Source organism: Leuconostoc kimchii IMSNU 11154 (assembly GCF_000092505.1).
GTDB lineage: Bacteria > Bacillota > Bacilli > Lactobacillales > Lactobacillaceae > Leuconostoc > Leuconostoc kimchii.
In genome coordinates this window covers 1-14,114 of sequence record NC_014136.1, presented here as the reverse complement: position 1 = coordinate 14,114, position 14,114 = coordinate 1, and the positions used below count along the sequence as shown (strand labels likewise).

Below are 14,114 nucleotides of genomic sequence, written 5' to 3'. Positions count from 1 at the left end.
ATGCGCACAAGTTTAAATACAGCAAAACGTTCCGCATTGAAAGCACGCGGCTATAATTTAGAACTCATTGAGGAAGTTCAAAACCCTAGTGGCATTGAATTTCATACCACTTACTTTGATGATGGTATGGCGAGTAGTGCCATTATCAATGTCTATGACTATCCCAAGAATGAACAGTTACAAGGCTGGTTCAAAGAGTTAATCAATCACAAGAACACCATTGTAGACATCAAGATTGGGACTGAGAACAACTTTGAAGTGCAAAAAGCACTTGAGACAGCTACTAACACGTTGCGTAGTAAGGCACGTAGTGAAGTGACCTCACAAGGTGACGCGTTGGAAGCCGAACAAGATGCTGACATTACACTCCAAGACTTGAATGAAGCCCGCAATGGTCGTGAAATTTACAAACGTGTCTACGTTAGATTATTGGTATCAGATGTTTCTCCAGAAGAATTACGTCGTCGTGTTAAAGAAATTCAACAACAGCTTTCTAACTACCGCATGAAAGTTTATCCTTCTGAGCAATTAACCCACTTCCAACAGTTCTTTATGCCAGCAATGTCAATTGAAAATCAAACGATTAAGGACAAAGGGTTCCCAATGAAAGCCTATGCTTTAGCTGGTTCTTATGCCTTTAATCAAACCTTTATTGCACATCCTCGTGGTTCATACATGGGCTTAACCATGCAACGTGGTGAAGTTATGTATGATCCTAGCTACAATGACCACCGAACGCAGTTAACCGCTTATAACCTAGTTGTGGGTGGTGAGCGCTCAGGTAAAAGCTCGTTTGCCAAAAAGAACTTGGGGCCATTAGTTTCTCGCGGTGATACAGTTTGGGTGTTTGATAAGTCTAATGAATGGCGTGATATAGTGAATTACTATTACGGTGTCACTCTGACGCTTGATGGTAGTCAAAACATCATTAATTTGATGCAAGTGTTTGGCACTGTCCTTGATGCAAATGGCAATGTTGATGTCATTGCAAGTTTCAACCAGCATCGTACAAAAGTGATTACGTACTACGCGACACTTAATCCACAAGCCGACAAGAAAGAATTAGAAATGTTGGGTAACCTAATTACTGATTTCTATGTTGAACGGCGTATGTGGTCATTGTCACCAAAAGACAACCCGCAAGATTTGCGTGTAATCGGGCTACGAAATGAAGCCTATCCAATTCTCGAAGATTTTCAAACCTTCCTAGAAACCCGTAACATGCTGACGCGCAACATGACACAGCCTGCCGTAGAACGTTTGGATAACATCTTATCGACAATTAGCAGCTTAATACAAAACCATGGCGACATGGTGAATGGTGTAACGACCATGCCTGATCTGTCTGGTGAGCGTTTGATTCGTTTTGATACGAGTGGTCTTTCAAGATTAGAAGATGATCTCTACAACGCCCAATACTTTACCATTTTGTCTTTGATGGAAAGCTACATCACGATTAATGGAACTAAGCAACGTGAGCGCATTAAACGTGGTGAAGTCTCAACTCAGGCCAACGACAATGGTAATCCACCAAAATACTTCTGGTGGATACAGGATGAAGCGGATGATATTTTCAATGCTAAACATTCATTAGGCATAACCTTTGGCGATAACATGATGGCACAACATGGTAAAGATTTTTTCGGGATGTTTGCTATCTTCCCAGGACTCAAAAACGTTGTGCCAACGGGTAATGCCTCAGACACTGAGGCTAGTCGTGCCGCATCTTCCTTCTTCGGCCGATTCCCAAAGCAAACGATTGGACGTCTATCAAAAACGGATACAACCCGTTTACGCAGTGTGGTGAGTGAAACTAATATCACTGATGGTCAACTACAAGCGTTACAAGGATTGGATCAAGGTGATTTCTTAATGAACTTGGTGGGTAAGCAAGCTACGTTCATGCACGTTGATCTTAATGACTCAGAAATTAATTTGTTTGGTGGAGGACTGTAAGATGAAGTTGCCACATCCATTAAAGAAGGCGCGTGATAACCGTGAAAAAATGAAGCAAGAGGCGCAACAAATCGTTGAAAACTATGACAAAGGTCAAAAACCTCAACCAGTGGATAACAAAATTATTTGGTATGTCATTGGTGGTTTTGTTTTTGTTTTTATTCTCAAAGGCCTCAGCCTTTTAATGGGAGGTTAGACCATGTTAGAACGTTGGATGCAAGATAAAAAACGTCGCTTGTATGTCATCATCGGCATCATCACTACAGCAATTCTGTCAATATCAGTTATTGCCTTAATGTGTGTCATGGTCTTTTCAACACAGAATGCCAATTGTTGGAATGATGATACAACCATTGATGATGGTGGCACTTCAATCGGTGGTGATTGGAAAGATCCCAACTCAGCAACGCACAAAGCCATACAACATGCAATTGACCGTTTTCATAAAGAAATTAAAATGTCAGGCGACAATATCGCTGCTGCAATTGCGATTGGTCTTAGAGAAAGTGGCTTTAATTCGAAAGCCGTCAATCCGGCTGGCTCGGTAAAAGGCATTTGGCAGTGGGGTGCTGGAGGTATTAACGGAAATCGCTATGGTGACACAGCTGATACAGTGCAAGCACAAGTTCAACTGGCAATCAATGAATTGCATAGTAGTCATAAAGCAACTCTAATTGGCTTAGCGGCCGCTAACAACATTAACAGTTCAATGGTGGCTTGGGATACAAAGTTTGAAGGGGTCGGAGAAAATGATCCACAACGAAAAGTCGCCGACACCGCAAAAACTGCCGAAGAAGTCAAAAAGGTTTTCAAACTAGATTATGCAGGTAATATTGATGTCTTTGATGGCGGCAACAACGACTCGGGTTCTAGTGATACCTCAAGCGATGCCAATTCAAGTGCTATGTCTGATGCCTCATGTGACACAGGGTTGGATACCAACACAGATGGCTTACCAGTTAAAGGAAAATACAACATAACAGGTGGCTATCCAAACTATGCAGGCCTAACAGGCGCAGAACATTATGGTGTCGATTTTCAAACCGTCAACCACACTATGACTGGTGGTGAAAGTAATGTGTACGCTGTTCATGATGGCACGGTAGTAGCCAAAAGCTTTGATAGCGTTGGGGGTAATTGGCTAGTGATTAAAGGCACTGACGGGGTGTTTACCTATTACGGTCACGCACCAACTCAGTCAGCCATTGTTGTCAATACAGGTGATAAGGTTTCTGCTGGTCAACACATTAGTCATGAAGGACAAACTGGTGAAGCAACAGGTATTCACGTTCACTTCGCCGTACAAACAAAAGATCAATATAATTGGGCGCCCGAAAGTAAAGGACTAAAATCCCCTGGGCTTTATCTCAAGCTACCTGCAAAGGCAGGCACTAACGTTGTTATTCCTAGTGGGCCATTTGACTCTAGTACAGGCAAAACAGATAAATAGGAGTATTCAAATATGAATAAATTAAAGAAATGGGGCATTGCAGTGTTCTCTTTAGCCGTCATTGCGATATTGACTGCAATTGGTGGGACTTATTATTACAACACGGAAGTGAATGGTTATCCAGATACCAAGAACTTCGCTGACAAGATTGAACAGTTAGATGCCAGTAGCAAGCAAAAGACAGTCTTAATCTTCCATAGGCCTGGTTGCCCTGACTGTAAAAAGGCGCGTAGCACGATTAAAAAGACGATCAAGACACATCAAAAGACAATTGATTATGTTGTGGTCAACGTTAAAAAGTTTGATGCACAAGCATATCTTGCTAAGTACGGCGTGACACAAGTACCCACAGTGATTGCTTTGAAAGGTAATCAAGTGATTGACAGTACCAGTTCAACCAACAATAAAACGATTGCCAAAGTGGTCGCAGGAGATTAACCATGACAAAATTCAATTTAAAATGGGTCTACGCTTTTGCGTTAACGCTTGCTTGCCTGTTTTTAATCCAGCAAGGACTTAGCTATCAACGCACGGTCAAGAGTGTGAATATCGTGCACCAAGAAATCAAAGCAACAAAAGCTAAGACAAGTCAGTACGTTGTCCAGGCTAAACAACTTGATAAGATTGAAACCGCTGATATTCGAGATACCCAAAACATTCAAAAAATTGGCAATACTTTCCTCAAAGAAATGTTTGCCATCTCACTAAAACTGAATAAATCAGATGCAAAAAGCAGTGTGGCAACGGATGATGTTGTTTCAGCTTTTCTAGGGGCAACGTTTGGCGGTGACGTGGATGAAGGGGTGCCAACTTTTCATTTAGAAAGCAATGATATTGTCTATTCCAAAGCAGCCGATGGTTCAGGTCTAGGATTTGGGACGGTTAAATATAAATTAGGCAAAGAGGAAACCAGCACAACAATATTGATGCACATTGAAAATGGCAAAATTACAGAACTCCAAACGGGTGCTGTAAAAGATACCTCAGGAAGGAAATAACCATGTCAAAAGTTAATAAAAAAATAGCCTTACTGTGGGCTATGCCAGCGTTGATGGTGATTGCTGGACTGGGTTTTTGGTTAGCTACTCAAGTCGCTGTTAAAACGCATCAAAGTGCCTCAAATGAACTCGCGGTACAACAAAGCAAACTCATCAAGAAGAAATCAAAGGTCGGTACGGTACTAGATTCAAAGCAACCAAATGTTTCTGCAGCTTCTAACTTGCTAGATAGGCTGTTTACCCTAGATTGGACAATTGCCTCTCAAAAGGAATTTGATGCCAAAGCCAAACAGATGACACCTTATGTGACTCAGGATGTAGTCAAAAATAGTTTAGATTTCAAGGCTGATCCCGATAAAATGATTACACAGACAGGTGTGGTGATGACCTATGATCACATGGACTTCTTACCCACCTCAGCAAGTGCCAAAGCAGTGAAGGGGAAGGTGATTGTCTTTGTTAAAAGCCACCTCAAGGACTCGGCAGACGCCACCACACGTTTTGTCTATAATGTGACCTACAATCCTAAAACAAATCTTGTGACACAATTAGATCGGATTGGGACTTATCAATTACAAAGTGATAGTAGCGTGCTATAAACTAGATAAAAATTGAAAAGATCAATTAAAAATTAATCTGCGTAGAAAGATACGTATGGCATAGATATAAATTGACAATGATGTATTAAACGTTTAGACTTCTCTTATAATTAGTAAGAAAAAGGAGAAGAAATGTTTAAGAATGACTCACTTTCAATTTTCATTCGCCTTTGTTTATCTGTTGTTGGTACAAGTATAATAGCACTGGGTATCGTATTTTTTCGCTTATCGAGTCTGGGAATAGACCCCGCGACAGCCGCTGATATCGGTATATCAAATACTTTTAATTGGTACTTAGGAAACTATCAACTAATCTTTAACGCGTTTTTATTTCTGACTATTTGCATTTTTGATCGCAGTCAATTTGGCATTGGTACTTTAATTAATATGTCATTACCAGGATACATTGTTGGCTATCTTACGCCAATATTGAGTAGGATAATTTTTCACACATTTAGTAAGAGTTCTATCCTAGAAATTATTATTTTGTTTGTTTTTGGTATGGTTCTTTTTTCATTAGGCATTAGTCTATACACAAGCGTCAATTTAGGGGTTTCTCCTTACGATGCTGTCGCCCTGTCATTTGAAAAAAAGGGTTGGATTAGTTATCGATTAACCAGGTCTATGCAAGATGTGCTTTTCTTTACATTAGCACTTGTATTTGGTGGACCATTGGGAATTGGAACATTGATTATAGCATTCACGACAGGATACTTCGTACAAAGTTGGCGTTTCTTTTTTAAAAATATTTTGATCAAATATGACTAGTTTCAATCCAAAAACATAATTCATCGTGAAATGATATGAAAAAAACCTTAACCAGAAATTTCGATTGGTTAAGGTTTTTAGATTGTTTTTCCAACATAGAAACGTTTGTTAATTTCATAAAAATCAAATGTTGCTAGAGTATTGTTTTCGAGATGATGAATTGCCCCTTGAGCCGGCATCAGATTAATGGGATACTCAAACGTATCACCAACTGTTAATACAACCACAGGTTTATGAGTGGCGTAAGCATATCCCATTTCCCAAATTGTACCAGTATCTTGATCTTTTGCGTCAAGTAAAGCAACAACAATGTTGGCATTATCGATTGCATTAACATCGTCATCAAAAGTGGCAGTGGCCCATTCCTGATCAGGATTGAATTCACCATCTACAATCGGATTTGAGCCTTGGTACTGGTGAAGTAAGGGCACATGAACATGAGCTACGGTCGTATTTTTGAGTAAGGAACTGAAAGAATTTTTCAGAATTTCCTCTTGAAGTGGGTTAAACCAACCTCCGGCTAAATAGATTGTTTTACCTTCATGGTGCTCAGCCGTTTCGGCTATAGCATGTAATTCATGAATCAGTGTCATAAGATGGTTTTCCTTTTCTTTTTTGGCTCAAATAAATGAAAGCATATATTAAAACAATTCTGATAGTGGTTATCCACGACATAACATTATTTTGCGGTAAATGAATGAAAATCAAGTAACAATAAACTTTCGTTATAATATTTTTTGCCATCAAACAGAGAATTCGGCTCTTCACCATAGCTTCTGAACCCCAATTTACAATACAAATGCCGTGCACTATTGTTATCCGTCAAACATGTCAATTTTATTATCTTTAAATTCGGCACAGTGAATGCTTTACGAATTAAACAAGTCAGCAGATTGTAGGTTAATCCTTGATTGCGGTATTTTTTTAAACATATTACCGAAGTGATTTCACCTTTGTGAGCTTCTTTCATATTGGTCTGACTATTAAAAACGGCAACATTTATTAGTTTTGTGCCATCATAGAAGCCCATAACAAAATGTTTAGATGAAAATTTGACTTTATTTTTAAAGTAATCATCAGACTTAATAGATTCTTCTTCGTAAGTAGATCCAAAATAAAGTGGATCACTTCGTAAAGCTTTGAGTCGAATTTCTTTGTACAATAAATAATCTTTTTCACTTAATACTAAGCACTTCATTTTTTTGCCCCCATTTTTTTTAAAAAGATGCTAATGTGCATTTACAAAAATAAAATAAATTATAATTTTTTACAGTGTTATAATTGAAAAAATATTTTAAAAAAATTATACAACAAAAAGAGAAGGATGTTTTTAAATGAATAAGTTACTACTTACTGCTTATGGATTTTCAACACCAAAAATTATAAATGTTGCTCAAAAAATGATTCAAGAGAATAAAATAACAAAGGCTTGTATTATTTCCACATCTTGGCCAAAGGAAAAAGAAAAGCACCCTCAGATGCAAAAAATAAAAAAAGATCTCCTCAGCATGAATATACAGCAAGTAGATTTCTTAGATGTGGAATTTGAAGATGCTAACAAACTCTTTGATTACGACCTAATTTTTCTGAATGGGGGCTATCCATTTTACCTTTTGCACTACATCAAAAAAAGTGGTGCTGATCAGATTTTGAAGAGAATAAACCAAAATGGAGGACTTATATTCGGTTTAAGTGCCGGTTCAATTATTTCAGGCCCTTCCATAGCTCTGATGCAGTACCTTTATCCGGAAGATAATCAGTTTAATGACTCGAATTTAGATGGCCTTAATTTAACAGATATTCATGTGTATCCACACTTTAAAGAAATGCTAACCCGCGATCCTACAATAAAAGATAAAATTAATAAATATGAAAATGAAACCGGAATTAACATTACAAGACTTAATAACGACCAAGCCTTAGCTGTTAATAACGACACTCAAACTTTTTTGGATTGAGTGTCGTTGAATTATTTTTTGTAAATTAACTAAAGCTCATCCCGTTGGATGGGCTTTTTTGTTTGCCTCAGGAAAAACCATTTACCTTTATGACAATTTTTTGATTCTTGTTATTCTGTGCGTGTGTTGATAACACAACAAAGAAAAAGGAGGACTTTTTGAATGAAAAAGTCAAATGCACATAACAAGTTTCTATGGGAGCGTCGTCCGATTTCACGCTTACAACAAACATTAGCGGGATTGGTTGCTTCATTACCAATGTGGCTACCGACTGTTGCCTCAGCGGACATTGGTGATGCTGCCAAAACAAGTGGTTCAAAGGTCATCACAATTCTTTATATTGTGTTGATCGTTGTGGGCGCTATTTGCTTATTGATTGGTTTCATCATGCGTGCTACTGGTAATGAACAGATGGCGCAAAAGAGTAACAGCAAGCTAATGCACGCCATGTTCGGTATTGGTGGCGGCGCCTTAACTGGACTATTGCTGACATGGATTTGGCAAACAGCAACTACTGCTGGTGGCGGAAACGTCATCAACTGGCCATTCTAAACGGGGGAATAAGATATGTTTGGAAAGAAAAAACAAACTAGTATCGGGGATCCATTTTTTGCCCGCGTTGAACAAACTGAAATTGATCTCAATGATGAGGTGATTCAAGACCTGGCAGAAAAAAGTGGGGTAAGTGAAAGCTGGCCGAATGTATCACTGTCAGGGCTACAACAATTCGCTGCTGGTTTGGTCAATGATGTGGTTCGCGCAGGTGATCATGATGTTCGTTTAGGCAATGTCGTCTACTTTATCACTAACGAAAAAGGTCGCGCTGAGCCAACCGGATTAAGTTGGGAAAGAGCGACATTAACAGCAGGGTTTGAAAACATTGTTGTTAGTACCGCTGATCATATTTTTAATGACACAGAAATTCGTCAAGATGAAGATATGACTTATGACATTATTGTTGAAGCCTTACAACCGCTGATGGATGCCGTGCTGGCAGATGGTAGTCTGTCATCAGATGATTTGCCAGATTTACCTTCTGAGGAACAGTTTAGACAAGCGCGAGAAACTGGTGAAGTCCTAACAGTTGAGCCTAATAAGTTCCAACGCACAAAGATTGAAGACAAGCCACCAGTAGTTCAAGCTGTTGAAAATGAAACTAGTGCCCAATCACAGGAAAAGGGCGTAAAGACTGTACCTGATATTCCTAAGATAGTTGACCAGCCAAAGCAACCATCAACTGCTGAAACAGTGAAGCCGATTGTTCGAGCTGTTGTTCCGACTCAAGACAACTCAGAGGGTGTCATGACCGAAAGTGATCCCACACAGAAGTTAATTGATCGTGTCAACCTGACACCAAATGCATTTGAATTGAGTGATGTCAAAGCTGATTTACCTGCGGAACACCCCGATTACGTGGTTAGTCGTTTGAACGCTGACAAAGCCAAAGCAAATGACTTTTTGAATGATACCAGCAACATTTACACGCAAAAGATACGCAAAGCGATGTCCGACTTGTTGAAACAACAACAAGCAAAGACTAAAGCAGCAGTTGAACAGTTACGTGACACTAATGTTTCTGAGACGGTTGATGCACAAATGAAGGAAGAACGGGCAACTGAGTTTGAAACCCGTTATGCGCAAGCACATCAAGCTCGTGAAGCAGGTTATCGCACGGCTGTGGAAGATGAGAATGCACGTCATGATAATACTCTCAAAACGCTCAAGAGTGACTTTGTAAGCGACTTAGAGGCTTTGAAAGTATCTGTTAACCAAGAGCTCGATAACTGGTTTGTAGAACGTTCTAAAGACTTGCAAAGTAATCTTCAAGCCACAGTAGACGATCAGGTCTCAGAAGTGACGTCACAAGCGCAAACAGAGACGCTAACCAGTCTTAAAGCTTTGCGTGATGAGTTATTAGCTCAAAACACACAATCATTGCTAGACATGCATCAAAAGCTGGAAGAAGACATCAGTAACAAGCGGGCACAATATCAATCAGAGCATGAAAAAGCGATGATCAGTGCTACTGAGTTAGAAAGTGCTAAAACACATTCTGGTAGCCTCAGTGAACTTGAGCAACAAGTCCAGATTTTGAAGCAAACTAATCTAAACCTCGAGCAACAATTAAAAGGTAAAGATGCTGTCAATAATGATGAGGTTTCCCAACTTCGTCAACAGTTACAAATGCTTCAAAATGCCCCAAAGACAACATCACATGATGAAACTAACCAACAATTGATGACTTTGTTAGCAGCGCAAATAAAGCAGCCTCAAGTTGAACAAAAGAAAACAAGTGCTTGGCAATCATCGGCGATTGGTTTCTTGGCTGTTCTGGCTATTGGTGGTGCGGGCTTTGGTGGTTATGCGATGGCACAACACAAAACCGATGCCACTGCACAATCATCAAAAGCAGTCTCTGCGAGTGGTCACAACGAAGGCAACGCAACCGTAACCTTAGCACCCGAATCATCTGAAGCTGGTTCTTCTTCAAAGGTAAGTGCTTCAAGTAGTCAATCAAGCTCATCAAGCTCACAAGCTAACACTTCTTCTACTTTAGCTGATCGCTACCATGTCGGTGAAGACGTAGATGCCACAATCAATGGTCAAACAGTCACCGCTAAAGTCGTTTCGGTACAAGACAAAACCATCACAGTGCATCATGATGGCTACGATTATGTTGTCCCGTTTGACAATTAGGCGGTGAACTATGGCAATCAACATTGAACAAGTCAAGCGCCGTCGAAAGGCAGCGCAACCGAGACGTCCAAATTACCATCGTTTGAAAAGGGACCATCCAATTCTAAAAACACTGTTATTAGCCATGTTTGGCATCTTAATTGTCACTGGCGCTGTGATTTACGGTAACCATACGCAGTGGCAAACAGCGAAGAAGGTTCAAAAAGCTAGTCATAAGGCTGTTGCTCAAGCAAAAAAACAACCTGTTGTCAAAGCAAGTCAAGTCAAACAAGTGGCGGCACAGAAAAGTGTCAAACCTGATTACTCAGGGACTGGCGGTTTATCTAGCAAAGAAGATATGTTGAAACTAGCCCAAAGCAATCAAGCTGAAATCCTACGTGGACATGTGGCTATGCCAAGTTTTAGCATTAGTGAGCCAATCTATGAAGGCACTAGTAACCACGTCTTAGCCATTGGTGCGGGCATGAATGCACCCAACCTAAAGTTTGGAACTGGATTAGTGCCAATATTTGCTCACAATATGGGTGATTATAATGCCGTGTGGCCATACCATCCTACCAAGTTTAGTGCCTTGCAAAACATGACTGAAAAAACCATCATAGGGAAAGATATTTATCTCTCTGATGGTCATACAGTTTATCGTTATAAAGCGACCAAATTGGATTATGGTATCGCTGTGGGCGCGATGAATCAAGAATTGTCTATTGAGAACACAGGCAAACCAAAGGTTAAATTGGTTGCTTGTTTGGAAGATCAAGAATTTTGGCAGCAGGTTAAAGCGAGTCACTACACAAATTTCACCGCTAAAAAGCGAATCGTACTGACTGGTGAATTAGTTGGTCAACAATCAATTAATTTCCTGGACAGCAGCTTAAAGCAACAACTGCAATAAAACCTATAAAGGGGGTCGGGATTTACGACCCCTCCAAAAATCGGAAGAGAGAATATTTATTATGTCACATAACATTAAACGCAAAACAAAAGTAATCGCAGTATCGGCAATGGTGGCGACGTCTGCAATTATTGGCTTAGTCCATCCATTTGATAACCATAACATCTTCGCGGATGACTCAAAAAATTCTGACGCAAAGGGAACATCGGTCGATGTCGATCATAGTGAGTTGGATAAGTCCGTGGCTGCTGCTAAAAAAGCGGGCATGACAATCACACAAAATGCTACTGTGACTAAAGTCATTACAGCCAGTCAATACGCGGCAGAAGCAACTAAAATAAAGGCACTTTACGCTTCACAAAAGTCAGCTATTGATGCGGCATTGAAGAAGCAACAAGCTGCTAATGATGCTTACGATAAGGAAGAGGCACAATACAAGGTGGACAAAGCCAAGTACGATAAAGACAAAGCCCAATATGACAAAGACAAGGCCCAGTATGATAAGGATGAGGCTGCCTTTGAAAACGGGACTGATGTCAATACTGAAATGCAAGCGCTGACCCAAAATCATGATAATCATGATCAATATGATACTTTTATGACAGCAGACGTTAACCAAAAAACTGGTGAGTTCACACTGACTCATGACATGAATGATGGCGTGTCAATCATTGGTCATGGTGTTTTGAAAGGTAAATTTAATTGGAAAGTCACTTCAAAGGGCGATGGATCTGAAGTCATCATTGCAGACTCTATTACTTTAACGTCATACAAGTATACAAATGAACATCCTAACACAGCTGCTAATAAAAATATCAATTTCCACGTCTATGATAATTCTGGCAAGGAATTATTTGTTGTCAATCATGATGGCGAGAGCACCTTTACCAAAGACATCAATAAAACGTTATCACTGGGTACGAGCTTTACTTTGAAACCTAACGAATCAACCGATAAGCAACAAATTTTGAAGGTTGATGATAACTGGGTTTATAATACGCATGGTCAAATCTATACGAAATTTACCAATATAAATAAGCAACCAACCGCACCAACACCACCCAAAGCTCCAACTGAACCTGCTAAGCCAACACCAATCAAGGGAACCTATGGCTTGACTCAATTTATTGTGACCCCAGAACCTAAAAAAGATGTTGATGCAGGTCAAAATGCTGGAGATAAGGATGGTTCTGATAACGGGAAGTCTGTGATAAAGGGTGATGAGTTAACTTATTCATTGAAGACAACAGATTTGCCAGCTGATCGCACTGACGATATGAAGACTATCAAGTACGTTGACACATTGCCAAAAGAAGTGGACTACAAGTCAGCGAAAGTCTATTCCAAAGATGGCAAGACTGATTTAACCAAGTATTTCAAAATTAGTTATGATAAAAAGACACGCATGTTTACAGCGGAAGCGAATGCAGATTATTTGAAACTGATTAACGCAAATAAGACAAAAGCTTTCGAATTACCAATTGTAGATGTCTATGCGATTGCCAATACTTCAAATGCTAAGTTCGACAACACATACGATATTTGGGAAAACGATTCAAAGACGGAATCAAATACCGTTGAGAACACCACACCTGAAATTAAGCCTAAAAAAGATGTTGAATCAGGCGAGGCAAAAGGTGACTCTGACAAGTCAATTGATGGTGATGAAATCAAGAAGGGGCAAGAAATTACTTATGCGCTAACAGTTAACGACTTACCAGCCAACCGTGCCAGCGATTTAAAGACATTTAAATACGTTGATACATTGCCAAAGGAAGTGGATTATAAGTCAGCGAAGGTCTATTCAAAAGACGGTAAGACTGATCTAACTAAGTATTTCAAGATTAGTTATGATGAAGAGACTCGAGTCTTGACAGCTGAGGCTAACGCAGACTTTTTTAAGTTAGCGAATGCAGATAAAACAAAAGCCTTTGCCTTACCAGTGTTTGATGTTTATGTAACAGCTAACAAAGATAATGCCACGATTAAGAATACGTATGACATCTGGAAAAACGGTTCAAAGACGGAATCAAATACTGTCGAGAACAAAACGCCAGGTGTTACACCAACACCCACGCCAAATACGAGCTATGTTGAACCGCCAAAGGGTTGGTTGTATGGGGCGATTGCACTAGCAGGCGCAGCCTTTGGATTTCGCAAGCCAATCAAGAAGTGGTTTCACAAATAACGATATTTAACAGTGCCTTAGGGCATTGTTTTTTTGTTTTGTCTTGATCAAGCAATAAAATAATGAACAATAGCCTTGTTTTGTTCTTCACAATGTGCTATATTTAAGGTGTTCAGAAGAGGTCTTGACATGCGATTTCAGTAGTCTGCTTTCATCAAAAATTACGATTAACTTGCAAGAAATTATCATATCTCACTTCATATATTTACTGTTGTTGCATGGCTTTTCAAAACATTTTTCTAAAGTTAAACAGTGAGTCAATCAAACCTGATTTACTGCGCAAATAAAGCCGTCCATTGATGGCTTTTTTGTGTGCGATTATAAACAAGCGCACTTGTCAATTGAGACAGACATAGTTACTTGACGACTATTAATTAAATTGATTAGCACAATATTATGAGAAGATCTTACCAATCGTTTTAGTTAAAATCCAGTCTAATATCAATGTCAATAACAGTCTAACGGCTAACATACACGTCAGTATATTACAAACATATTCACGTGTATGTTAGTCACTATATACGTATATATAGATGTGTATATAAGCGTGTATATGTTAGCCTATATAATGATGTTATATACACTAACATAAATACATCACATACATT

The 14,114-nt window shown here is 39.4% G+C and carries 14 protein-coding genes; 12 read left to right on the top strand and 2 right to left on the bottom strand.

Annotated elements, in window-relative coordinates:
• The 7 genes from LKI_RS00540 (at position 1) to LKI_RS00510 (ending at position 5,771) form a co-directional block, all read left to right on the top strand.
• A complete protein-coding gene (locus tag LKI_RS00540; protein WP_013102167.1) occupies positions 1-1,956 on the top strand; it encodes a type IV secretory pathway, VirB4 protein in 1,956 nt (651 codons plus the stop codon).
• Between the two features lies 1 nt (position 1,957).
• Positions 1,958-2,152, top strand: coding sequence for a hypothetical protein (locus tag LKI_RS00535; RefSeq protein WP_004915944.1), 195 nt, complete (start codon positions 1,958-1,960; stop codon positions 2,150-2,152).
• A 3-nt stretch (positions 2,153-2,155) separates the two neighbouring features.
• Positions 2,156-3,406, top strand: a complete 1,251-nt coding sequence (locus LKI_RS00530) for a phage tail tip lysozyme (protein WP_013102166.1) — start codon at positions 2,156-2,158, stop codon at positions 3,404-3,406.
• Between the two features lie 12 nt (positions 3,407-3,418).
• Entirely contained in the window at positions 3,419-3,844 is a 426-nt protein-coding gene (locus tag LKI_RS00525) for a thioredoxin family protein (protein ID WP_013102165.1), read from the top strand.
• A 2-nt stretch (positions 3,845-3,846) separates the two neighbouring features.
• Complete coding sequence (locus LKI_RS00520; protein WP_013102164.1) at positions 3,847-4,404, top strand: hypothetical protein; 558 nt, start codon at positions 3,847-3,849, stop codon at positions 4,402-4,404.
• A gap of 2 nt (positions 4,405-4,406) precedes the next feature.
• Positions 4,407-5,003 carry a hypothetical protein gene (locus tag LKI_RS00515; protein WP_013102163.1) on the top strand — a complete coding sequence of 199 codons (597 nt, stop codon included), beginning with the start codon at positions 4,407-4,409 and terminating at the stop codon, positions 5,001-5,003.
• 132 nt (positions 5,004-5,135) lie between these two features.
• On the top strand, positions 5,136-5,771 hold the full coding sequence (locus LKI_RS00510) for a YczE/YyaS/YitT family protein (RefSeq protein WP_013102162.1): 636 nt from the start codon (positions 5,136-5,138) through the stop codon (positions 5,769-5,771).
• A gap of 77 nt (positions 5,772-5,848) precedes the next feature.
• Here LKI_RS00510 and LKI_RS00505 read toward each other — a convergent pair whose 3' ends face one another.
• Both LKI_RS00505 and LKI_RS00500 read right to left on the bottom strand, forming a co-directional pair.
• Positions 5,849-6,364, bottom strand: coding sequence for a nucleoside 2-deoxyribosyltransferase (locus tag LKI_RS00505; RefSeq protein WP_013102161.1), 516 nt, complete (start codon positions 6,362-6,364; stop codon positions 5,849-5,851).
• Positions 6,365-6,450: 86 nt separating this feature from the next.
• Positions 6,451-6,969, bottom strand: coding sequence for a GNAT family N-acetyltransferase (locus tag LKI_RS00500; protein WP_013102160.1), 519 nt, complete (start codon positions 6,967-6,969; stop codon positions 6,451-6,453).
• A gap of 136 nt (positions 6,970-7,105) precedes the next feature.
• On the opposite strand from LKI_RS00500, the gene LKI_RS00495 reads away from it, so the two are divergent.
• The 5 genes from LKI_RS00495 (at position 7,106) to LKI_RS00475 (ending at position 13,506) form a co-directional block, all read left to right on the top strand.
• Positions 7,106-7,729: a Type 1 glutamine amidotransferase-like domain-containing protein gene (locus LKI_RS00495; protein WP_013102159.1), complete on the top strand. Its 624-nt coding sequence runs from the start codon at positions 7,106-7,108 to the stop codon at positions 7,727-7,729.
• 162 nt (positions 7,730-7,891) lie between these two features.
• On the top strand, positions 7,892-8,281 hold the full coding sequence (locus tag LKI_RS00490; protein WP_013102158.1) for a hypothetical protein: 390 nt from the start codon (positions 7,892-7,894) through the stop codon (positions 8,279-8,281).
• A gap of 15 nt (positions 8,282-8,296) precedes the next feature.
• Positions 8,297-10,426 carry an AAA family ATPase gene (locus LKI_RS00485; protein ID WP_013102157.1) on the top strand — a complete coding sequence of 710 codons (2,130 nt, stop codon included), beginning with the start codon at positions 8,297-8,299 and terminating at the stop codon, positions 10,424-10,426.
• Positions 10,427-10,436: 10 nt separating this feature from the next.
• Positions 10,437-11,318 carry a sortase family protein gene (locus LKI_RS00480; protein ID WP_013102156.1) on the top strand — a complete coding sequence of 294 codons (882 nt, stop codon included), beginning with the start codon at positions 10,437-10,439 and terminating at the stop codon, positions 11,316-11,318.
• A 61-nt stretch (positions 11,319-11,379) separates the two neighbouring features.
• Positions 11,380-13,506 (top strand): LPXTG cell wall anchor domain-containing protein, encoded by a 2,127-nt coding sequence (locus LKI_RS00475; RefSeq protein WP_013102155.1) that lies wholly within the window; start codon positions 11,380-11,382, stop codon positions 13,504-13,506.
• The last annotated feature ends 608 nt before the right edge of the window (positions 13,507-14,114 follow it).

Bases quoted from the DNA above. Each gene is read 5' to 3' on its own strand.
- LKI_RS00540 (WP_013102167.1), top strand. From the start codon at position 1: ATGCGCACAAGTTTAAATACAGCAAAACGTTCCGCATTGAAAGCACGC.
- LKI_RS00535 (WP_004915944.1), top strand. From the start codon at position 1,958: ATGAAGTTGCCACATCCATTAAAGAAGGCGCGTGATAACCGTGAAAAA.
- LKI_RS00530 (WP_013102166.1), top strand. From the start codon at position 2,156: ATGTTAGAACGTTGGATGCAAGATAAAAAACGTCGCTTGTATGTCATC.
- LKI_RS00525 (WP_013102165.1), top strand. From the start codon at position 3,419: ATGAATAAATTAAAGAAATGGGGCATTGCAGTGTTCTCTTTAGCCGTC.
- LKI_RS00520 (WP_013102164.1), top strand. From the start codon at position 3,847: ATGACAAAATTCAATTTAAAATGGGTCTACGCTTTTGCGTTAACGCTT.
- LKI_RS00515 (WP_013102163.1), top strand. From the start codon at position 4,407: ATGTCAAAAGTTAATAAAAAAATAGCCTTACTGTGGGCTATGCCAGCG.
- LKI_RS00510 (WP_013102162.1), top strand. From the start codon at position 5,136: ATGTTTAAGAATGACTCACTTTCAATTTTCATTCGCCTTTGTTTATCT.
- LKI_RS00505 (WP_013102161.1), bottom strand. From the start codon at position 6,364: ATGACACTGATTCATGAATTACATGCTATAGCCGAAACGGCTGAGCAC.
- LKI_RS00500 (WP_013102160.1), bottom strand. From the start codon at position 6,969: ATGAAGTGCTTAGTATTAAGTGAAAAAGATTATTTATTGTACAAAGAA.
- LKI_RS00495 (WP_013102159.1), top strand. From the start codon at position 7,106: ATGAATAAGTTACTACTTACTGCTTATGGATTTTCAACACCAAAAATT.
- LKI_RS00490 (WP_013102158.1), top strand. From the start codon at position 7,892: ATGAAAAAGTCAAATGCACATAACAAGTTTCTATGGGAGCGTCGTCCG.
- LKI_RS00485 (WP_013102157.1), top strand. From the start codon at position 8,297: ATGTTTGGAAAGAAAAAACAAACTAGTATCGGGGATCCATTTTTTGCC.
- LKI_RS00480 (WP_013102156.1), top strand. From the start codon at position 10,437: ATGGCAATCAACATTGAACAAGTCAAGCGCCGTCGAAAGGCAGCGCAA.
- LKI_RS00475 (WP_013102155.1), top strand. From the start codon at position 11,380: ATGTCACATAACATTAAACGCAAAACAAAAGTAATCGCAGTATCGGCA.